Annotated in this window: 13 protein-coding genes; 10 read left to right on the plus strand and 3 right to left on the minus strand. The window is 71.7% G+C overall.

Features of this window, described 5'->3' with window-relative positions:
• Window positions 1-73 precede the first annotated feature (73 nt).
• Together K8638_RS00610 and K8638_RS00615 are read right to left on the minus strand one after the other, a co-directional pair.
• Entirely contained in the window at window positions 74-3,001 is a 2,928-nt protein-coding gene (locus K8638_RS00610; RefSeq protein WP_223752397.1) for a CHAT domain-containing protein, read from the minus strand.
• Window positions 3,001-3,543: an RNA polymerase sigma factor gene (locus K8638_RS00615; protein ID WP_223752927.1), complete on the minus strand. Its 543-nt coding sequence runs from the start codon at window positions 3,541-3,543 to the stop codon at window positions 3,001-3,003. Before K8638_RS00615 ends, K8638_RS00610 begins: the two co-directional genes overlap by 1 nt.
• A 418-nt stretch (window positions 3,544-3,961) precedes the next feature.
• On the opposite strand from K8638_RS00615, the gene K8638_RS00620 reads away from it, so the two are divergent.
• Complete coding sequence (locus K8638_RS00620) at window positions 3,962-7,165, plus strand: CHAT domain-containing protein (protein ID WP_223752398.1); 3,204 nt, start codon at window positions 3,962-3,964, stop codon at window positions 7,163-7,165.
• A gap of 55 nt (window positions 7,166-7,220) precedes the next feature.
• Window positions 7,221-7,928: a hypothetical protein gene (locus K8638_RS00625; protein ID WP_223752399.1), complete on the plus strand. Its 708-nt coding sequence runs from the start codon at window positions 7,221-7,223 to the stop codon at window positions 7,926-7,928.
• Window positions 7,929-8,047: 119 nt separating this feature from the next.
• On the opposite strand, the gene K8638_RS00630 is transcribed toward K8638_RS00625, so the two are convergent.
• Entirely contained in the window at window positions 8,048-10,354 is a 2,307-nt protein-coding gene (locus tag K8638_RS00630; RefSeq protein ID WP_223752400.1) for an MtsA protein, read from the minus strand.
• Window positions 10,355-10,628: 274 nt separating this feature from the next.
• Here K8638_RS00630 and K8638_RS00635 point away from each other — a divergent pair, with 274 nt between their 5' ends.
• The 8 genes from K8638_RS00635 to K8638_RS00670 are packed head-to-tail and all read left to right on the plus strand — an operon-like array spanning window position 10,629 to window position 21,983.
• Entirely contained in the window at window positions 10,629-11,027 is a 399-nt protein-coding gene (locus K8638_RS00635; RefSeq protein WP_223752401.1) for a hypothetical protein, read from the plus strand.
• A 39-nt stretch (window positions 11,028-11,066) separates the two neighbouring features.
• Window positions 11,067-13,358, plus strand: coding sequence for an AgmX/PglI C-terminal domain-containing protein (locus K8638_RS00640; protein ID WP_223752402.1), 2,292 nt, complete (start codon window positions 11,067-11,069; stop codon window positions 13,356-13,358).
• A 28-nt stretch (window positions 13,359-13,386) separates the two neighbouring features.
• Window positions 13,387-14,022, plus strand: coding sequence for an outer membrane beta-barrel domain-containing protein (locus K8638_RS00645; RefSeq protein ID WP_223752403.1), 636 nt, complete (start codon window positions 13,387-13,389; stop codon window positions 14,020-14,022).
• On the plus strand, window positions 14,019-15,656 hold the full coding sequence (locus K8638_RS00650; protein ID WP_223752404.1) for a hypothetical protein: 1,638 nt from the start codon (window positions 14,019-14,021) through the stop codon (window positions 15,654-15,656). Before K8638_RS00645 ends, K8638_RS00650 begins: the two co-directional genes overlap by 4 nt.
• Window positions 15,653-18,922 (plus strand): outer membrane protein assembly factor BamD, encoded by a 3,270-nt coding sequence (gene bamD / locus K8638_RS00655; protein ID WP_223752405.1) that lies wholly within the window; start codon window positions 15,653-15,655, stop codon window positions 18,920-18,922. The genes K8638_RS00650 and bamD overlap by 4 nt, the downstream gene beginning before the upstream one ends.
• On the plus strand, window positions 18,913-19,428 hold the full coding sequence (locus tag K8638_RS00660) for a hypothetical protein (RefSeq protein ID WP_223752406.1): 516 nt from the start codon (window positions 18,913-18,915) through the stop codon (window positions 19,426-19,428). The genes bamD and K8638_RS00660 overlap by 10 nt, the downstream gene beginning before the upstream one ends.
• Window positions 19,425-20,060, plus strand: coding sequence for a hypothetical protein (locus tag K8638_RS00665; RefSeq protein WP_223752407.1), 636 nt, complete (start codon window positions 19,425-19,427; stop codon window positions 20,058-20,060). Before K8638_RS00660 ends, K8638_RS00665 begins: the two co-directional genes overlap by 4 nt.
• The gene (locus tag K8638_RS00670; protein WP_305071133.1) at window positions 20,061-21,983 is read left to right on the plus strand and encodes a tetratricopeptide repeat protein; all 1,923 of its coding nucleotides are present in this window, start codon (window positions 20,061-20,063) and stop codon (window positions 21,981-21,983) included.
• The last annotated feature ends 97 nt before the right edge of the window (window positions 21,984-22,080 follow it).

Genomic DNA, 22,080 nt, shown 5'->3' on the forward strand with positions numbered 1-22,080 from the left:
TTTGCCCTACCCACTCCATAGGACGCAGCCACCGCGCTTTATTACTTCGCGAGATTCATTTCTTTTTCGCGCTTCACTCGAACAGCAGGACGCTTTCGAGCCACGCCGCCCCCTGCTTCTGCCCCAGCCACCGCACGCGCTCGTCGCGGAGCGCGATGGCCGGAGGCGCCCCGGAGCGGATGCGCTCACGGACCGCGTTGAAGAAGGACTCTGCCTCCAGGTCGGGAATCTCCACCGTCGCCGCGAGCACTCCACGCGCGCCCGCCTCGATGAAGGAGACAGGAAGACTGAAGGGCGAGTCGAACGAGTAGGCCGTGTGGGCCGCGTGGCAGGCCGCGAGCACCACGAAGGGAGCGCCGCGCAGCGAGGCGCCGCGCACCTGTGGAACGCGCAGCTCCGCGCCCTCCGGCCCGGGAGCCAGCAGCAGGAATGAAGTGTTGGCGTGGCCGCTGATGATGCCATGGGTCACCAGGTCGATTTCGGTCGCGTCCTTCATGGCGGCGAGAACGCGGTGGGGCGTCGCCTCGGTCCCGGACAAGGTGACGCGCTGCTCATCGGGGCCGAAGCCGGGGGTCCATGCATTGAGCCGCTTGAGGGGACTGTCCGGCGACAACTCCACGGCCACGTCGGAGACGACGAGGTGGACCGCGGGCCCCGTGCGCTGCGCGGGAGGCGGAGTGGTGCGTGTCAGGTAGCTCCAGGCCAGCTCCGGAGGGAGCAGCCCCGCCCGGCCATGCAGGGGAGGCCGGGCCAGGACCTCCACCCGCGAGCACCCGCGCAGGACGGCCAGCAACTTCTCCGGCACCACGCCGTCCAGTCGCTCGGGCAGGGGATGACGCCGGGACTCATCAAAATGGCCGAGCAGCTCTCCGGAAGGACTCAACGCCAGGAGGAGGGTCCGCTCGGAGTCCGCGCTGATGGCCAGCAGGCACTGGCCAGGCGGCTTCAGCCCGCGCTCACGCGAGAACAACTCCAGCGCTTCCTTGAAGTCGCCGCGCCGGCCCGCGTCATGGAGGAGCGAGGTGTAGCTGTAAGCACGAGCACGCCGTGCCAACGAGTCTTCCTCCAGCCCCGGGACCTCCGCCTCCTGGATGGCACGCCAGAGCAGGTCGCGCCCGCGCCCGGCGTCCTGCTCGATGTAGAACCGCCCCAGGATGTGCGTGGCGACCGCGCGCCCGCCCGCGCTGAGCGAGGGACGGGCCGCATCCAGCGCGCGTTTCAGGTGTGCCTCGTCCCCTGGCGCGCGCTTCAACCGGGAGATGTCCGCCAGGACAAGGGCCCCAGCGGACGTCAGCGGCAGGCCCGTGGCCAGCGCGGCGTCCATCTCCCTCCGGGCTTCGTCCACACGCAGTTCCTGGAACGCCATGCTCGCGAGGTGCTGGTGGACGCGGTGCTCATCGACGGGATTCCCCCGGCCGCGCTCGAGGTACTCGCCCAGGTAGGCGCGCGTCAGGGACGCGTCGTTCACGATGCGGGAGACCTGCGAGAGCATCCACAGCAGGTCACCCTCCAGGTTCCACTCGTTGGCGGCGCGCGCGTCGCTCCAGCCCTTCTTCGCGTGGGCGAGCGCGGCCTCCGCCATGTAGCGCTGGTTGTAGAGATGGGACAGGTCCCGCTCCAGGAAGAGGCAGCGGTATTCCATTCCGCGCGCCGGGCAGAGCTTGCGTGCGTCGAGCAGCGTCCGGATGGCTCGCTCCGTGTCTCCCGCGGCGAGCTCGGCCTTCGCCCGCTCCTGCGCCGCGTGGAGCTGGAACCAGAGGTCCCCGGTGGCCGCGGCCTTCGCCGTGTAGAGCTCCAGGTGGCGGGTCGAGGCGTCCCAGGTGGCGAGCGAGCCCAGGAGGATGTCGTCCTCGCGGGACTGGAGCAGCGCCTTGATGATGCGCTCCTGCTCCTCGCGCGGGGGATGCTCCCGGACGTGGGCCGCGTAGTGCCTCGCGAGCGGGGCGCGGCGGGAGAAGTCCGCCTCGGCGACACGGCGGACATAACCCTCCAGCACGCCGTTGCCCGCGCGAGCGTCCAGTTCCCGCGCCAGGGGCAGCAGTTCCAGCACGCGCTCGCGGTTCGGCGCGGCGCGGATGGCGTTGTAGAAGAAGAGGCGCGCAATCGGGAGCTGGCTGAAGCCCTCGGGGAGGATGGCCGGCGGCGCCTCGAGCAGGGCCAGGCCCGACTGGAACGCCGCCATCCACCGGTCCCTCCGCTCGAACGTGGTGCGCCGGAGGGCCTCGGCCTTCTGACGGGCTTCCTCGGACCAGCCGGGCTCGCGCAGGGCGGTGACCTCGGAGAAGGTGCGGGCCGCCATCAGCGACAGGCCCAGCTCGCGCAGCGCCAGCGCCCGGTTCCACAGGGCCTGTGCGTGGCGCGGGTGCTCCCGCAGCACGGCGTCCAGCAGCCTCAGCGCCTCGTCCGGCCTGCCCTTGAGCAGCAGCGCCACCGCGCGGTCGTTGTCCAGCTCCGGCGAGCGCCGCAGCTTCTCCAGCTTGCGGAGCGCCTGGTCCGCCAGGCCCGGGTCGTCGCGAACGAGAAAGGCCGCCGCCAGGCCGTGGGCGTCCTCGCGCTCCAGCCAGGCGAGCGCATCGAACGGAAGGTCCTCGAGAGGGCCGCCACCGCCCATCATCTTCGCGGCCAGGGGACGGTGGATGTCCGCGCCCGGGTGCCCGAGGCGTGCCTCCAGCAGGCGCTGGGGGCGCTGCGCCAGCCACACGTCGTGACTCGGCGCGGAGGGCCGCAGCAGTCTCACCCCGACCATGACCAGGAGGGCCGCGGCGAGGGCGGCCACCCCCAGCATGAAGGGGCGCCTCCGGAAGAGGGGAACGGGCGCGCGCGGGGGCTCGGCTTCCGCGAACTCGGCGTGGCGCCGGGACAGCAGCCTGAGCTGCATCAGGTCCGCGACCTCGCGCTGGCAGCGCATGCAGTCCGGCAGGTGCTGCCGGAAGGACTCCGCGTCCTCGGGAGCGAGCTCCCCGTCCACGAACAGCTCGACGTTCTCACAGGGGCTGGCCATCAGTGCTCTCCGGAATCATCATCAGTGGGGGCCAGGAACTCGCGCAGCCGGTGGCGCGCGTCGTGGATGCGCTTGCCGACGGTGCCCAGCTTCACGCCGAGGATGCGGGCAATCTCCTTGTACTTCTTCCCCGCCGTGAGCAGCTCATAGGTCTCCCGCTCCTTCTTGCTCAGCGTCCGCATGGCCGCGGAGAAGCGCTCGTCGGTGATGGACTCGAGGGCCGAGGGCGTGTGGTGCTCGTGCGCCTCCACGACCTCGTTCTGGAGGTGCGGGTCCTTCGCGTTCTGCTCCTGCACGCGCCGCCGGCGGCACTGGTCATAGAAGAGATGGGTTGCGGTGCTGACCAGCCACGTCTGGCAGACGCGCTCGTTGGGGCGTGTCTCCATCGAGCGGAAGGTCTGGAGGAACCGGAACAGGGCTTCCTGCACCAGGTCCTCCGCGTCGGTGGCGTTGCGGCAGACCTGGGTCATCTGGACGAGCAGCCACCGCCGCTCGCGCGCGACGAAGGCACTGGTCCAGTGCTCATCGCTTCCGTTGTCCATTGGCACGGAGGGCCCCCCGCGTTCCGCGTGCGATTGCCGGGAACGAACGGGCAACCTTATGACACGGGCACTACCCCGCGGGGAGGGGTCCGCACCGGCGGACTGCCCTCGCGGGTGAGGGGATTCCGAGGGTCGGTCCCCACCCAGCTGGAGAGGCACCTCTGGCGGTGGCTCTTCGCGAGCCTCGCCATCACATGGCAGCAGCGGTTCCTGGCCATCCATCCATCGCCTCGTGTCAGGGAGCCACGGAGAGCAGCGTGGGTGCTCCTCGATACGAGAGGACGGCATGCGAGGAATTAGTTACCCGCGGCAAGGTTCCCGGGCGCGTGCGCAAGAAATCCGCCCTTCAGCGTCGTGTTGTAAGGAGCGGGTAGGGTCGGCGCACGGGTCCGCTCTCGCGGAGTGGAGGGGAGGCCTCATGGGAACGGTGCGCCTGATGACGGTGAGCCCGTGGTCCGCATGCGGTGAAGGTGAGGGTGAGAAGCCGGAAGTCAGTGTGGAGGCCAATCCCTACGAGGTCGTGCTGGAGCTGGCGCGGGCGCAAAACGCGGGGGACCCCTACGGCTTCCATGACGTGAAGCCCCAGGAGTACCGGCTGCGGGTGGGCGAGGGAGGCCTCCGGTGCGCGACCTTCCCCTGGAGCGAGCGCGTGCTGGCGGACCTGGAGGCGCTGGCGGGACGGGTGCCGGACGCAGTGGCGGCGCGGCGGCTGGGCGAGGACATCCGCGGCTTCCTGGACGCGCTGGACTGGGGCGGGCACGAGGAGACGCTGGAGCGGCACGCGCGAAGCGGCCGGGCGGTGAGGCTGGTGCTGCGCTCTTCCGCGGCGGAGCTGTATTCGCTGCCGTGGGAGCTGGTGACGCTGAAGGACAGTGGGCAGCACCTGGCGGACATCCCCGGCTTCTCGCTGCGCTACGAGTGGCCGAGAGAGCATCTGGAGGTCGCATCCCTGGGCGAGGTGCGGGAGGGACGGGTGCTGATGGCCTGGTCCGAGGCGGGCGGCGCGGTGCCGGACGAGCGGCACCAGGAGGCACTGCTGAAGGCCAGCCTGGAGGGAGGCTTCGGCTTCGACCCGCGGCGCGACGTGCTGCCGAGAGTGTCTCTGGAGGGCCTGGAGCGGACGCTGAGCGCGGCCCGCGAGGCGCGGGAGCCGGTGTCCGTGCTGCACCTGCTCTGCCACGGGACCCTCGTGGAGACGCCGACCTCCAGCCACTTCGGGCTGGCGTGGAACGCGCCGGGGGACTCTGGCGGCAAGCAGTGGGTGGACGCGGGGGCACTGGCCGCGGCGCTGGCACCGTACCGGGGCACACTCCGGCTGGTGGTGCTGTGCGCGTGTCATGGCGGGGACGGCGGCAGGCTGGCCAGCCACCTGGGCAGCATGGCGCAGGAGCTTCACCGGGCGGGCATCGAGATGGTGGTGGCCTCGCGGCTGCCCATGACGGCCGAGGGCTCGGTGCTGCTGGCGCGGACGCTGTACGAAAAGCTGCTGGTGGACTCCCGCTCGCTGGAGGAGGCCCTGGCGGCGGCGCGGCGCAGGCTGAGGGTGGAGGCGAAGGGCTTCGACTGGGCTTCGCTGCAGCTCTACGCGCGCGGCACGGGCGAGGCGGACCTGAGGCCGGTGGTGCTGCGGCCCTACCGGGGGCTGCTGCCCTTCGGGCCGAAGAACCGGCGCTTCTTCTTCGGCCGGAGCCGCCTGGAGGCGGAGCTGCTGGCGCGGGTGGACGAGGCGGGACGGGAGAAGCGGCCCCGCTTCCAGGTGGTGGCGGGCGCGTCCGGCGCGGGGAAGTCCTCGGTGGTGATGGCGGGGCTGGTGCCCCGGCTCCCGGCGGAGACGTGGGACGTGGTGACGGTGCGGCCCACGGAGCTGGGGCGTCCCCAGCCGAAGGCGGCGGGCGTGCGCTCCGAGCCCCTGCGGGAGCTGCGGCAACGGCTGCACCGTGTCTGGGATTCGGAGCCGCTGCCGGACGGCGAAGGGGCCCAGCAGCAGGACGTGGTGGCGGAGGCGCGCCGGCTGAGGCAGGCGCGTCCGGACCACAAGCTGCTGCTGGTGGTGGACCAGCTCGAGGAGGTGTTCACGCACCTGGAGGGCGCCGAGCGCCAGGCGCTGATGCGGGCGCTCTGGGCCCTGACCCGGACGCCTGAGCTGGAGTGCGTGGTGGTGGCCACGCTGCGGGTGGACGCCTTCGAGCGCTGCGGAGAGGTGGCGCTGGACGACGGCACGCGGCTGGACGCCGTCGTGTACTCCGAGGCCCACCGGGTGTTCGTGGCGCAGCTCGGCCCGGAGGAGCTGGTCGAGGCCATCGAGAAGCCGGCGCGCCGGGTGGGGCTGGAGCTGGAAGCGGGGCTGGTGGACCGGCTGTGCCGCGACGTGGGGCAGGAACCGGGAGCGCTGCCGCTGCTGGAGCATGCGCTGGACCTGTTGTGGCAGGGGCGCGATGGCAACCGGCTGACGCACCGGATGTACGCGCAGATGGAGGGTGTCGCGGGCGCGCTGACGCGGACGGCGGAGCGGCTGTACGACACGCTGGCGGAGGACGAGCGCCAGCAGGCCCGGCGCCTGCGCGAGGAGCTGATTGCCCTGGGGGATGAGTCCACGCCCGACAGCCGGCGGCGGGTGTGGCTGGAGGACATCCGGCCCGAGGAGCCTGACGCCCGGGCCGCCTTCGACCGCATGCTGGAGAAGATGGTGACGGCGCGGCTGCTGATTCGAGGCAGCGAGACGGAGGGAGCCGGCCGCGTCTGGTTGGAAGTAGCGCACGAGGCGCTCATCCGCCGGTGGCAGCGCCTGCGGGGCTGGCTGCGGGAGAACCGCAAGCGGCTGCTCCGCTGGCGCGAGCTGCAAGCCATGGCGGAGACGTGGCACGCGCACCGTCGAGACCCGGACGGAGGCGTGTCCTACCTGGCCACCGGAGCGCGGCTGCGCTTCGCGCGCCTCATCCGCGACGAGCACCAGCGGCTGCTGACGGCGCCGGTGCGGGACTTCCTGGTGGCCTGCGAGGCCCGGGAGTACCGGAGGGGGTTGCGCCGGTGGCTGACGCGGGCGGGGACGCTGGTGGGCATGGCCCTCTGCGTGGCGGTGGCCCTCAGCGAGCATCACCAGCGCGCCGAGCTGGAGCGCCGCCTGTCCGGAGTCGTCGACGTGGTCCGGCGGCTCCACTTCAAGACCGAGAAGCTGGCCGCCATCGCCGGCACGGCCGAGGTGCGCGAGGACATCGGCCAGGAGGTGGAGCGGCTCCTGACGAGCCTGGGCGCGACCCAGGAGCCCGGCATCCTGATTGGCCGAATCATCACCCACATGACGAGTGGCGACGCGGCCCTCATGAACAAGGACCTGGCAAGAGCGCGCGCGGAATACAGTCAGGCGCTCGAGCTCGCGACGCGCCTGCGCCAGTCCGACCCGGACCGCCAGTTCTTCACGGGCATCCTCATCACCATCCACTCCATGCTGGAGAAGATTGCCCATGAGCAGGGCCAGCTCGCGGAGGCCCACGAGCACCACCGGGTCCACGACGAGCTGGCCGAGGAGCTGCTGCGGGCGGACCCGGCGAACGCCGCCCTCCTGCGCGACCTGGCCCCGCATCCACGGGCGGATGAAGCCCCCGCCCCCGGAGCGAACGAGTAACAATCCCTCTCAGGCTCGTCCCTCAAGGTGCAACCACTCACAATGGAGGCACACAATGAAGGGCTGTCAATCCGTGCTGTATTCGCTGTTCTCGCTCATGCTCCTATCCGCCACCCCGGCCATGGCTGACAATGATTCACCGAGAGGCGTCGACCCGCGGACGGCCTCCCAGCTGCTGCACCAGCTCGAGTCGTACGCCGAGGCCCTCATCCAGCGCGACTCCCAGGCGGCCACCAGGCTCATGTCCGGAAGCAAGCAGGAGCGCATCCAGCGCAAGCATCCCACCCGCGCGATGGCCCGCTTCATCGACCAGGACCGCGCCAACCTCATCGACGCGCTCGGGGGCGAGGTGGACTCCGTCCGAGGCCGCTTCTCGGTGCTGAAGGCCGAGTCCCGCCCCCAGGCCATCCTCCTCTACGTGGCCTTCGATGGGCGCCCCCTGGGCAAGCCGCTCTCCTTCGTCCTGGAGGGAGGCCAGTACAAGTTCGATGGCGGCAACATCCAGTCCCTGAGCGGCGACACCTATGCCATCAAGAGCTACTCGGACCTCTCCCAGTCGATCGAGTGCATCTATGACAACAAGATCGACGTGAAGCCCTGGGAGGAGCGGGGCCTCTGGTGCGCCGACGAATACGACATCTGCGATGGGAGCGGCACCCTGTTCAAGTACCACGAGCGCAATCACTACTGCGACTGGAACACCTGGGGCATCGACTTCTACATCAACCCCGACGGCAGCGGTCAGTGCAACGACCGCTGCTGACCCGGCGAGCTTCCGCGGTACGTTCCGGGAGGCATGAGCTCGCGGGGTGATGGGCCCGGAACCCGATACGAGGGTTCCGGGCCCAGGCCATTCGAGCAGTCCCATCCAGGTCCGGCCGTCTACAGCGTCAGCAGGAACGCGAGCAGGTCATCGCGTTCCTCCGCCGTGAGCGCCTGCGCGTTGCCGTGCTTCGGCCCCGAGGTCTCCAGCACCGCGCGCAGCGGGAAGCGCGTGTCCACCACCAGCCGCCCGTCCTTCACCGCGTAGCCCGCCGTGGCGCTCGTCAAGAGGGGCCACACGTCCCAGGTGCCCACCAGCGACGGCGGCGCCGCGCCCACCACCAGGTCCTGCAGCTCCAGCCGCAGCGGCAGCGCCACCGGCGTGCCCACGTCCAGGTACTGCCCGCGCGTGGCCGCGTCCTGGTCCAGCGTGTAGAGCGGCGCGGGGTGGCACTCCACGCAGCGGCCCTTCCCCTCGAACAGCTCGCGCCCGCGCGCCGGCCGCCCCACCCTTCCGTCCGGCAGCTCCACCGTCTCCAGCGGCGCGCCGGCCGCGCCCCGGAAGGGGTTGGGCGGCGTGGGCATCAGCGCCGTGAAGAGGGAGAGCGCCTCCACCTCCTCGGGGGACGGGTCCGGGTTGTGGAAGCGGTTGCGCCCGCCCACGAAGCTCACCGTGTCCGCGAGGCTGTGGTGGCTGGCGGGTGTGAAGTACGGCGGCGTGTCCCGGCTGCCCAGCGCGGTGGTGGAGCGGTAGACGCGGTTGTTGGGCCGCATCTTCTCGTAGAAGACGCCCCCCGTGTGGCCCTCGATGTGGCAGCCGTCGCACGTAAGCCCCGTGCGCCCCAGGTCCACGTAGTAGAGGACCTGCCCCAGGCGGCGCTTGGCCTGCGCGCGGCCCTGCACCACCGGGAGCTGGCGCACCACGCGGGCCTTGCCCGCGCGCGCCTCGCGCACGTCCACCAGCGCCACCGTACGCGTGAAGCGGTTGAGCACGTAGAGCGTGGCCCCGTCCGGCGACAGCGCCAGCGCGCGCGGCCCGGAGTGCAGCTCCTCTCCCGCACGGTCCTTCGCCGTGAAGTCCGCGGCAGGGCGGATGCGCGGCGTGCCCTCGGGGGGCGTCAGCGCCACCTCCTGCAGCACCGCGCCGCGCGCCGCCTTCTCGGCGCCCACCAGCGCGCGCGCGTCCAGCACCCGCACCCGGCCGAGGCCCACGTCCGCCGCGTAGAGCAGCCCCGCGGCGTCGTCCAGCGCCAGCCCCTCCGTCACGCCCGCGCCGAAGCCGCGGTGCCGCACGTAGGCGCCGCCCGCCGGGTCCACCACCGCCACGCCGCTGTTGGCGCTCACCTCCATGCGCCTCGGATTGGGGCCCACGTTCGGCCCCAGGCTCGCCATGAAGAGGCGCCCCAGCCGCTCGCTCGCCACCAGCGCCCGGGGCGCCTTGCCCCCCATCACCTGCTCGCGGAAGGGCTCCGTGTGGCCCCCCAGAATCGACACACCCGGCCCCGGCACCACCGTGGCCACCGGCGCGCCGTCCGCCTGGCGCAGCAGCTCCAACTGCCCCGTCTGGAGACTGCCCACCGCCAGCAGGTCCTTCCACCGCGCCAGCGCGCGGGGGTTGGGGTCCACCGCCGCGGACCACTTCACCGCCCCGTCGGCGAGCGACAGCGCGTGGACCCTGTCCCGCACGTGCTCCGCCACGAAGGCCACGCCGCTGACGCCATCCACTTCCAGCCCGTGCGCGCCCACCGGCGCGGGCAGCACCCTGGGCGCGCTCCCCGGCGCGTCGAGCGCGTACAGGCGCAGCTCCGGCTGGTACCGGTGCACCACGCCCAGCCACGGCCGGCCCTCCGCGTCCTTCCAGGTGGCCAAAGCGGACGGCCCGTCCCCCACCGCCAGCCGCTCCACGCGGCCCGACTCCACGTCCAGCGCGAACACCGTGTCCGTGGGCGGCGAGGCCATGAACAGCGTGCGCCCATCCGGGGACAGCGCCAGCCCCGTCAGGTCCGGGAAGGCCGTGTCGTTCACCACCGTCAGGCGCGCGGAGCCCTCGCCCTCCGGCGACAGCCGCGCCTCCACCACCGCCTGCGGAGAGTCCTCCGGCAGCGCCAGGCCGGCAGGCAGGCGGGCGTACGCGTGGCCCGCGTCCACCACCACCAGCGGCAGCTCGCGCGACAGCGGCGGCCCCAGCACCAGCTTCAGGCCCGGCACCAGCCGCTCGCCGTACACCGAGAGCGGCTGCGACGTCTCGTTGCTGGTGAGCTTCGGGCCCACGGACACGAGCTTCGGCCGCGAGGTGGACTCCACGGGAGTCGTGGGTCCGGCCGGCTCGGGCGTGGGTGCGCCCCGGCGCAGCACCACCACTCCCGCGGCGGCCAGCATCACTCCCAGCGCCGCGACCACTCCCCACTTGTGTGCCGTGCGTGTCACGTCGGGTCCGAGACCTCCTCGCCGCAGCATCCTTCAAGCACCGCCGCGCCGCGATGATCTCGAGCCTCTGCCTGCTCGGCAGCACTGCGGCTGCGGGAGCGGCACGGCACGCCATCCCACGCCATCTTTCCAGCGCTCCGGCAAAGCGCGGGCCGATCCGTGGAGGACGCGCCCCACATGGGGTGGAGTGCCCACCACACCTGTGTGTCGAGGCGTGCGAAATGACCCTGGAGTGTGCGTTGACAGCTCGGTACACGCATCGCTTAACCTGTTGATGATGCGACGCTTCCTCCTCTGCATTGCCGTCGCCCAGCTCCTCGGAATCAGCACGCTGCTCATCCCGAGTGACACCTGGGCCCAGGGCCGCCGTTCAACGCGCGCGGCGAAGGCCAAGGCCGGCAAGAAGGCCTCTTCCAAGGCTCCGCCGAAGATTGAGACGAAGAGCCCCGCCGTGGCGGATCCGGTGACGGGCGAGCCCGACGCCGCCGCCTCCGCGGCCCCGCCGCAGCGCGGCCCGGCCCGCATCGACTTCGATGACCGGCTCATCCAGGGACAGACGAACAAGTCCGGGGCCGTCTATCTCTATGACCGCAAGGAACTGAAGACGCGGTCGATGATCCGCGAACGCGAGAGCTTCCGCGCCGAGACGCTCTCCACGGTGTACGACCAGTAGGGAAGCACCGCCCACCAGCCCTCGAAGGGAGCGTCACCGTTGAGCGGTCAGCCCAGCGTCCTGCAAGTTGTCATCCTCCGCGACGGTCTGCTCGTCGGGACGGAGGTGTTCGTCCCCGGCACGTACTCGCTCGGGTCCGACCCCGCGTCCGACCTGCGGCTGGATGACCCGTCCGTGGAGCCGCGCCACGCGCTGCTCTACTTCCAGAACGGGCGCGCGGCCGTCCAGGACGCGGGCTCCACCACGGGCCTGTTCGTCAACGGCCATCGCGTCTCCGCGTGTGAAATCCGCTCCATGGACGAGGTGCTCTGCGGCCCATTCGTCCTGAAGACCCGCGTGCTGGCGCAGAGGCCACAGGAGGCCAAGCCGCAGCCGCCTCCGGAAGTGGCCGCGCTGCTCGGCGCCGCCCAGCCGCCTCCGCCCGTGGCCCCCGCGCCCATGCCGCAGCAGTCCGCGTCCGTGCGGCAGCTCCGCCCGGCGGCGCCGGCCGCTCCTCCGGCCCAGCCGCTCGCCGCCACCGTCCCCGCGGTGCGCGCCGTGCCGCAGACTCCGGCGCCGGCCGCCGTGCGCGGCTCCAACGCGGTGACGCAGGCCGCCTACGCGCCGCCCGCGGCCCCGCAGGCCGTCGCTCCCGCCGTCATCCCCATGCCCGCGCCGCAGCCGCAGGCCGTCCCGCCCGTGGCCGCGCCGGGCACGCACGCGCAGTGGCCCTCGCAGCAGCAGGCCTCCGCACCCGCTCCGGGCACGCACGCGCAGTGGCCCTCGCAGCAGCAGCAGGCGCCCGCGCCCGTGCCGGCCAGCACCCTTCCCTCGGTGCGCCGCCGTGCCGCGCAGGAGCCGAAGCCCGCCGCCAACCCGGGCGTGATGCTCGCGGACGACCTGATGGCGGACCTCGCGCTGGAGCCGCTTCCGGAGCCGGGGGGCCCGCTGCTCCAGGAGCAGCGCGTGGCCACGCGCCCCACGCACGCGCCGCGCATCGCACCGGGCAAGGGCACAGCGCAGCTCTACCTGGAGCTGTACTGGGGCGCCATCCGCCGTGACGCGCGCCGCTTCGCGCCGGACAAGAAGAAGCCCGTGCAGGCCTCGCTGGACCTCCCCGGCGCCATGCCCCTGTGGGGCTTCACGCTGCCGGAGACGGGCGCGCCCTTCACCCTCGCCGAGTCCCTCAACGGCGCCTTCCGCCTCTTCGTGCCCCCGGGCACCGAGGTGGAGAAGAGCGGCAACGACGGCCGCTTCGCCCCCGTCACCGGCGCGGCGCTGGAGTCCGACGGCAGCCGCCGCTTCATCACCCTGCGCGAGGGCACCGCCGCGCGCCTGACGCAGGGACAGATGTCGCTGGTGGCCTACGCGGCCCCCAAGCCCGAGCGCGTCTTCGTCAACCCGCTCAGCGGCCTGCCCTGGCTGGCGCTGGCGTGCTTCGCCCTCTTCGGCGCCGCCTTCGCGTCCTTCATCGTCATGAAGCCGGAGACGCCGGAGACGGCGGACTTCACGCAGAAGAACCTGCCCCCCGTGGCCCTGCGCCTCATCGCCCCCGAGCCGAAGAAGAAGGAGGAGGCGAAGAAGAAGCTGGAGGCCCTGAAGGAGAAGGCGCCCAAGCCCATCAAGGAGAAGGTGGCGGAGAAGGCCCCGCCCAAGCCGGTGGACAAGACGCCGCCTCCGCCTTCCAAGGCCGTGGCCGCCGCGCCGGAGAGCAAGGCGCTCAAGGCGCTGGCGAAGCTGTCCGCCGCCGGCCCCGCCACCAATGACCTGCTGGCCGCGGTGGACAAGCTGGGCAGCGGCCCCGGCAGCAAGAACGTGAAGAGCTCCAACTACAAGCTGTCCGGCCTCATCGGGAAGGCGCCCATCGCCAACGCGGGGCTGGGCACCTTCGGCCTGGGCGGCGGCGGCAAGGGCGGCGGCGCCACGCTGGGCGCGGAAATCCTGCGCGGCAAGGGCGGCGGCGGCATCGGCGCGCTGGGCGTGGGCGGCGTGGGCAAGGGCAAGGTGGGTGGCACCGTCACCCGCGCCACGGCCCGCAGCATCGCCTCCACCCAGGGCACCGTGGACCGCGAGGCGGTGGCCCGCGTCATCAACAGCCACCTCAACGAGGTGCACGGCTGCTACGAGCGCGCCCTGCTCAAGGACCCGGGCCTGGCCGGCAAGGTGGTGCTGGAGTGGACCATCGGCGCCGCCGGCCGCGTCGTCGCCGCCAAGACGAAGTCCTCCACGCTGCGCAATGCCTCCGTCGAGGCCTGCATCCTCTCCAATCTGAAGTCCTGGACCTTCCCCGCCCCCAAGGGCGGCGTGGTCATCATCACCTACCCGTTCCTCTTCAACTCGGTCGGCTACTGAGCCAACCCCCTCCAGGAAGCCCCCCACCGTGCGATACGCCCTGCTCATCCTCTTGTTCCTGGTGCCCGGCCTTGCCCGCGCGCAGGCCGAGGCGCTGGAGAACCCCGGCGCCGTCTCCGCCATCCAGGAGCGCCGGTACCGGATGCACCATGAGCTGCTGCTCGGAGTCGGCGTGCTGCCGGATGACGCCTTCTACAAGGGCCTCATCGGCACCGTGGCCTACACGTACCACTTCAGCGACACCTTCGGCTGGCAGGTGGGCCGCGGCACCTACAGCTACAACATCCAGACGAGCCTGCGCACCCAGCTCGAGCGCGACTTCGACGTGGCCCCCACCGCCTCCGCCTACGAGGACCAGGTGCAGTGGATGGTGGGCTCGGACCTCGTCTGGAGCCCGCTCTACGGCAAGGCGGCCGTCCTCAACAGCCAGGTGCTCCACTTCGAGGCCTTCCTGCTGGGTGGCGGCACGGTGGTGAAGATCAACCGCGCGGACGGCTTCCGGCCCGCGGTCAACCTGGGCCTCGGCCTGCGGCTGTTCTCCGGCCAGACGCTCTCCTTCCGTCTGGACGTGACGAACAACGTCGTCTTCGCCGGCGCGTCCAACATCAACAACGTCCTCTCGGTCCAGCTCGGCACCGCGTTCAACTTCGGCGCCACGGAATGACTCCCCGCTCACTCATCGCCGCGCTCGCCAGCGCCGCGCTCCTCGTGTCCCCAAGGCCCGCCACGGCGCAGTCCGGTGGCGGCGCCCTGCCCATGCCTCCGCCGCCCTCCGGTGCCCAGCGCCCGGCGGGTGCCGCGCCCTCCACGCCCGCCCCCGCGGCCAGCGGCACGCCCGCTCCCGCCGAGGCCGGCAAGCCCGCTCCGGAAGGTGGCGCCGCTCCGGCGAAGCCCGCCGAGGCCGCGGAGGCCGCCCCGCCCGCGCCGAAGAAGGTGGACCCCGGCGTCTTCGACGAGGCGCTCCAGGACTACTTCGACGGCGACCCGCGCGCCGCCGCCGGCCCGCTGTACGCGTGGCTGCAGCAGGCGCCGAAGACGGACGAGAACTACGCCTGGGGGCAGTACTTCCTCGCCCGGAGCCTCATCGACCTGGGCCTGACGCACGCGGGCGCCTCGTACCTGGCCCGCATCGCCCGCGAGCGCTCCAACCCCAACGTGCTGCCCCGCGCGCTGGACGCGCTCAAGCAGCTCACCGACCGCCCGCACGACGAGGTGATGATCGACGAGCAGGTCTTCGGCGCGTTGGACCTCGGCTTCCTCCCGGAGGAGACCGGCGCGTACGCCCACTACCAGCAGGGCCTGGTGGACCTGCGCGTGGGCAACGAGCGCTGGGCCAACACCCACTTCGCCAAGCTGTCGGAGACGAGCCCCGAGGCCAGCCACGCCCGGTTCGCGCTGCTCGTCACGCGGCTCAAGTCGGTGAAGGAGCCGTCGGACGAGCTCATCTCCGACTTCCTCGCCCTGTCCCAGGACGAGAAGCTCACCCGCGAGGCGCGCAACGAGGCGGCGCTCGCGGTGGCCCGCCTGCGCTACGAGCGCAAGGACTACAAGGGCGCGCTGGAGGCGTACAACCTCGTCAAGCTGCCGGAGCTGGACCCGGGCCGCGCCAGCCTCTACCTGGAGGAGGCGTGGACCCGGTACAAGCTGGGCGAGCTGCGCGCCTCGCTGGGCATCCTCACCACGCTGGACGCGCCCTCCTTCCGGGACGAGTTCCTCCCGGACAAGTACCTCCTGCGCGCCCTCATCTACCGCGACCTCTGCCACTACCTGCCCGCCAAGCGCGCCGCCAAGGAGCTGACGCGCCGCTTCGCGGACTCGCTGGAGGCGGTGCGCAACCGCGAGGACCTCACGCAGGACGTGCGCCTGCGCCGCGCGGCCAACGCCCATGGCGGCACGAAGCGCGCCGCGCGCTTCGTGGAGGTGCTGGATTTGGAGGGCGAGCGGCTGGGCCGGTACGCCGGCAGCTTCGGCGACCAGCTCTTCTCGCACCTCACCAAGCTGTATGACCTTTCCCGCGCCGAGGCGGTCCGCGTCCATGACGCGCGGCTGGCCGAGGCCGTGCGCCAGGAGGCGGACACGCTCCTGCGCGCCGCCGAGCAGGTGCGCCTCATGGAGTACGAAGTGGGCCTGAAGCTGTACGAACGCGTGAAGAAGGGCGCGAAGGTGGTGGCGCCGGAGGACGAGCAGGAGATGTCCCCCGCCCAGGTCGCCTTCCGCTTCGACGGAGAGTACTGGAACGACGAGCTGAAGTCGTACCGGGTCCGCATCGAGAGCCGCTGCATCGAGGAGACCCCATGACCGGCCACCTGACCGGCCTGATTGCCGCCGCCCTGCTGGCGGCCGCCCCTGGAGCGCCCGGACGTGCCGGACCGGGCCCCAATCCCATCGTCTCCAAGGCGAAGGAGCGCGAGGAGCTCATCGCCAAGCTCAAGCGCGACATCTTCAAGGTGGACCGCTCCATCGGCGAGACGGAGAAGCTCATCTCCAAGAGCCGCAACGCGCCGTACCTGCCGGACCTCCAGTTCCGGCTCGCCGAGCTGTACGTGGAGAAGAGCCGCTACGTGTACTACCTCCAGGCCGAGTCCCGGCCGGAGGGGGCCACCGGCGCCATCGTCTCCCCCGAGACGCGGCTGATGAAGCAGAAGGCCGTGCAGATGTACTACCGGCTGCTGCGCGAGTTCCCGGACTTCAAGGACAGCGACCAGGTGACGTTCTACCTGGCGCACGAGCAGCGCGAGCTCGGCCAGTTCGACGAGATGCTCAAGACGCTCGGCGACCTGACGCGCAAGTACCCCAACAGCCCGCTGCGGCTGGAGGCGGAGCAGATTCTGGGCGACCACTTCTTCGACAAGGCGGACCTCGTCCAGGCGGAGAAGCACTACCAGGCGATTCTCGAGGCACCGCCCTCGCCGGTGCACGACCTGGCCCGCTACAAGATGGGCTGGATTCGGGTGAACCAGGCCAAGCACGCCGAGGCCGTCACCTTCTTCGAGGCCGCCGCCGCCAGCGCTCCGCTGCCGGGCATGGACGTGAAGAAGGCGCTCAACGTCAAGCGCGAGGCGCTGCTGGACCTGGTCTACAGCTACACCGAGGCGAAGCCCCCCAAGGGCGCGCTCAACTACTTCGAGAAGCTCAGCGACAGCCGCGCCACCTACGCGCTCGCGCTGGACAAGCTGGGCAACCGCTACTTCATCAAGCAGCAGTACGAGTGGGCCATCCCCGCGCTGCGCAAGCTGATGGAAATCCAGTTCGACCCGGAGCTGGACCTGGAGCGCGGCCAGAAGCTCTATGACGCCCTCAAGGCGTCCAAGGGCAAGGTGCAGCCGGAGCCGGAGGACATCCGCTTCCTGGTGCGCGCGGCGGTGCAGAGCAAGACGGACCCGGAGCTGCCGGAGGTGGAGCGCAAGAAGCACCTGGCCGAGCTGGAGGAGATGGCGCGCGACCTCGGCACCCAGCTGCACCTGGCGGCGCAGAAGAAGGAGGACAAGGACCTCTACCTGCGCACGGCCGCGGCCTACGAGGCGTACCTGAGCCTCTTCCGCCCGGACCAGTACGTGCGGCCCATCATGAAGAACCGCGCGGACGCGCTGTTCGCCGCCAACGCCTTCCCGGAGGCCGCGCGCCAGTTCGAGGAGCTGGCCCGCTACGAGGCCCGCGCGAAGGACGCCAAGGGTGAGGAGGAGGCCCTCAACGCGGCGCTGCTCGCGCACTTCTCCACGCTCAAGCCGGAGGAGGCGCAGAAGCGCAACGCCTTCGAGGTGGCGGACGCGCGCCAGGCGATGAAGCTCCTGGGCGCCGAGTTCGTGTCGCGCTACCCGAAGAGCGAGAACGCCCTCAACGTGAAGTTCAACATCGCCCGCGCCTACTACGAGGACGGCGAGTACCCGAAGGCGGCGGAGCTGTTCACCGCCTTCGCGCTGAGCCACCCGCAGCACAAGGAGGCCACCGTCGCCGGCAACCTGGCGCTGGACAGCCTGCGGCAGCTCAACGACTTCAAGGGCCTGGACGAGACGGGCAAGAAGTTCCTCTCCTCGCCGCTGCCGGCCAACTTCCGCGCGGAGGTGCAGAAGATTCTCACCCAGAGCCGCGCCGAGGCGCTGGACGAGCTCGCCCTGGCGAGCGCCCAGGAGACGGGCGACGTCATCCAGGGCCTCGTCAAGGTGGCGGACGAGAACAAGAACACCGACATCGGCGAGAAGGCGCTGTACGGCGCCTTCACCGCGGCGCGCGAGAAGCGCGACATGCAGGCCGAGCGCGAGCTGGGCGCGAAGCTGGCGCAGGACTACCCGAAGAGCCAGTACCTGTCGGACGTGCTGCTGACGCTGGGCCGGCACGCGGCGGAGGCCGCGGCGTTCGGCGAGGCGGCGGGCTGGTTCGAGCAGGTGGGCCAGAAGCTGGGTGGCGACTTCGCCGCGGTGGACGGCTGGCTGGCCGGCGCCCGGCTGCGCATGGCCCTGGGCGAGTACAAGGAGGCGGCGCGCAACCTGGAGGCCGCGTCCGAGGTCGCCGGCGCGCGCAAGGGCGAGGTGCTGGTGCTGCTGGCGGAGGCCCGGCTGAAGCAGAAGGACTACTCGCGCGCGAAGCTCGCGGCGGAGTCCGCGCTGAAGCTGGACCCGCGCAGCGCGGGCGCCGCGGCGGTGCTGGCGGAGGTGCAGGCCACCACCGCGCCCACCGCGCCCGCCGACGCGCTCATCTCCACCCTCACCACCGCGGTGCAGGGCCCCAACGGGCAGACGGAGGAGGCGGCCAGGGGCCTGTGGTACCTGGGCGAAATCCTCTACCGCGGCTACCGGGATTTGCCGGCGGACAAGGTGGAGGAGAAGGTCGCCGCCCTGCAGAGCCTGGAGGGCATCTACACGCAGGCCGCGCAGCTCGGCTATCCGGAGTGGGCGGTGGCCTCGCTGTGGAAGCTGGCGCTGGCGTACGGCCACATCGCGGACGTGGTGGAGCAGACGCCGGTGCCCGCGGGCCTGTCCGCCGCGGAGTCGCAGCAGTTCCGGGCCGCGGTGAAGGAGCAGGTGACGCCGCTGAAGCAGCGCTCGGAGGAGGCCTTCAAGGCGTGCCTGTCCCGCGCCGAGTCGCTGGAGGTCTTCAACGCCGCGGTGCTGGGCTGCCGCACGCGCACCGAGACGGCGGCGCTGCCGGTGCCCCAGCCGGGCGCGCCCACGCAGCCGGCCTCCCTGGACGAGCTGCGAAAGAAGGCCGAGCGCGCGCTCAGCGCGGACTCGCTGGAGGCGCTGGGCCTGGCGTACCTGGAGGCGCGCCAGTACGGCATGGCGCAGCTCACCCTGGGCCGCGTCACGGAGCTGCAGGACACGCGGGCCTCGGCGCACTCCGCGCTGGGCTGGGCGCTGCTCAACATGGGTGACGCCATGGGCGCGCGCGCCGCGTACGCCAAGGCCATGGACTCGGACCCCACCTACGACAAGGCCCGCCTCAACCTGGCCGCGCTGCGCTGCCGCTTCGGCGACGTGGACGGGGCCCGCCGCGAGCTGGCCGTCCTCAAGGACGTGAACACGCTCACCGGCGCCGACGTGGACGGAGGGTGGAAGGCATGCAAGTAAGCCCCCTCCTCCCACGGCGCTCCCGCGCCGCCGTGCTGTCCGCGGCGCTCGCGGGCCTCGGCGCCTGCGCGCCCGAAGGCACCCGGCTGGAGGGCAGCGTGTCCGAGCTGGTGGACCTGCGCTACGAGCGGGCCGAGGCCCAGTGGTCCCCGGGTGAGCTCTCCATCAACTTCGTCACCCCGCAGGGCACGGGGGTGAACACCATCCTCAAGGTGAGCGCCCAGGTGGGGGACATGATTCCGGAGGGCTACACGGGCCCGCTGGTCATCGACCTCGCGGAGGTCCTGGAGGGCGGCGCGCAGCGCGGCGCCATCGGCCGCAGCGTGCTGGACGAGCCGGCGAGGACCTTCCCCCCGCTCGCGCGCGGCAAGCTGACGGTGGGCGGCACGCCCGTCGAGCCCGGCAGCCGCATCACCGGCGACTTCCACGTCACCTTCGACAACGGCACCAACGTCTATTCCGGCCGCACCGTTTTCGGCAGCTTCGAGGCCACGGTCCAACAATGAAGCGCATCGTCCTGCTCACCCTCCCCCTCCTGGCCGCCTGCGGCCCGCGCTACGGCATGCGCGTGCCCGACTCCCTGGAGAAGAAGCTCCCCTACGAGGCGCGCATCGAGCTGCTGGAGGCGGAGAACGACTTGGCGCTCGCCATCGACAAGGTGGACGAGGCCGACAACGAGATTGGCCGCGCCCGCGACAACATCCGCCGCGCCCGCTCCCGCCAGGAGGCGGCGGAGGACGAGGTGGACCGCGCCACGGACGAGGTGTCCCGCGAGGTGGCGAAGCTGGCCATTGAAGAGGCCGAGGCCCGCGTGGAGTACCTGCGCGCCCGCCAGCGCCTCAGCGTGGGGCTGCGCGACGTGGAGCAGCTGGCCCTGCGCTGTGCCTTCGCGAAGTTCGAGCTGGCCCGGCTGATGGTGGCCCGCAAGGCGAAGGTCGAGGGCAGCGAGCGGCTGGAGCCGAAGGAGTTCGAGGAGCAGGTGTCCGAGTGCGAGGCGGAGGTGAAGGAGGAGCGCGCCGACCTCGCCGAGGACGAGAAGGAGGAGAAGGCGGCGCGGGAGGCATGGGAGGCGAAGAAGTCGGCGCTCGCGAAGAAGACCTTCGACGCGCGCGCGAGTCCCTACGTGGAGAACCTCTAAATGACGACGACAGGCGGTTTCCTCGTCCTCCAGCTCCTCACCGCGCAGGCCCCCGGGCCGGACGCCGCGGCCCTCGAGCGCACCGCCGCCGTGGAGAGCGCGCGGCTGGAGGCGTCCCCGGACGACGCGGACGCGCTGTACCGGCTGGGCACGGCCTTCCTCGCGCTCAACAAGCCGAAGAAGGCGGTGGAGCCGCTGACGAAGCTGGTGGAGGTGGCGCCGGACCTCGTCCCGCCCAAGCTGGCGCTGGCCCGCGCGCTGCGCCTGTCCGGTGACGCGGAGAAGGCGCGCACGGTGCTGGACACCGCCATCGCCGCCTTCCCGGAGGACTCCACGCTCCGGGCGGAGCGAGGCCTGCTGGCGCGCGTGCTGGACGAGACGGACGTGGCCATCAGCCAGTACTCGGTGGCCGTGGAGCTGTCTGCCCAGGACGCGGAGCTGCGCTTCAACCTGGGCGAGGCGCTGCAGCGCGCCGGCCGCACGGACGACGCCATCGAGTCCTACCGCGAGGCGCTGAAGCTGGACTCCAAGCTCAACGTCGCCCGCGTCAACCTGGGCAAGGCGCTGGCGGAGAAGGGCCTCAACGGAGAGGCCAAGGAGACGCTGCGCGAGGCCACACGCGAGAAGCTGGGCGACACGGAGGCGCACTACAACCTGGGCGTCCTCCTCATGCGGGAGAACGACCTGGACGGCGCCATCGCCGAGTACCAGCGCACGCTTGCCGCCGAGCCGAAGCACGCCCGCGCGCACAACAACCTGGGCGTGGCGCTGCAGGAGAAGGGCGACCCGCGCAAGGCCACCGAGGCCTTCCTCAAGGCCATTGCCGCGGACCCGAAGTACGCGGAGGCGCACTTCAACCTGGGCCTGGCGTACTTCCAGCTCGGCGACAACGTGCGGGCCACCAAGTCCTTCGAGAAGGCGCTGGTGCTGGAGCCGCGCCGCGCCAGCGGGCCGTACACCCAGCTCGGCCACCTGTACCTCGTGCAGGGCAAGAAGAAGCAGGCCGTGGAGGCCTTCAAGAAGGCGATTGAGAAGAGCACCGAGGACGGCCGGAAGACGACGGAGGCCTACCAGGGCCTCGCGCGGGCGTACCTCGGGCTGGGCAAGGCCGACGAGGCGGTGGCCACGCTGAAGACGGCGGTGGAGGCCTTCCCGAAGGACGCCAGCGCGCGGGCCGCCTATGGCGACGCGCTGAAGGCCAAGGGAGACCTGGACGGAGCCATTGCCCAGTACGAGGAGGGCGTGGCGCTGTCGCCCACCCCGGAGAACCGGCTGGCGCTGGCGGACACGTACGCGAAGAAGCGGGTGGGCGCGAAGGCGCGGCCCCTGTACGAGGCGCTGCTGAAGGACGACCCGGGCAACCGCGCGGCGAAGCTGGCGCTGGCGGACCTGCTGATGGCCATGGGCGACTACGTGACGGCGGAGGGCCTGCTGAAGCCGAAGGAGGGCGAAGAGGCCGACACGGCGGCGCTGGCCAGGCTGGGCATCATCCACTCGCGGCGCGGACGGCCAGACCTGGCGGTGGCGGAGCTGGAGGAAGTGGTGGAGAAGGACCCGGCGCAGCTCGAGGCGCGGGCCGAGCTGGGCTTCCTCTACCTGCGCGGCGGTGACGGCGCGAAGGCGAAGAAGGTGCTGACGTCCGTGCTGGCGGTGGAGCCTCGCAACGCGCTGGGGCTGCTGTACCTGGGCCACGCGCTGTACCAGCAGGGCAACACCAAGGACGCGGAGAAGTCCTTCCGGGGCGCCGCCCAGGTGGACCCGAACTTCGCCGAGCCGCACAACGCGCTGGGGCAGTTGCTGGAAGCCGCGAAGCGCGTGGACGAGGCGAAGCAGGCCTACGAGACGGCGCTGAAGCTCCAGCCCGACCACGAGGACGCGAAGGCCGCCCTGAAGCGGCTGACGGCGTCGGCGCCGACGCCGTAGTGCATTCCGCGCGCTGGCGGCGTCATGCGCCGCCGCGCCACCTCGGTGCCGAGGCCGGGCCCCACTCCGGGCGCGCACCGCCCCGCCCGGAAGACGT

The organism is Myxococcus sp. RHSTA-1-4, from assembly GCF_020037125.1.
Classification (GTDB): domain Bacteria; phylum Myxococcota; class Myxococcia; order Myxococcales; family Myxococcaceae; genus Myxococcus.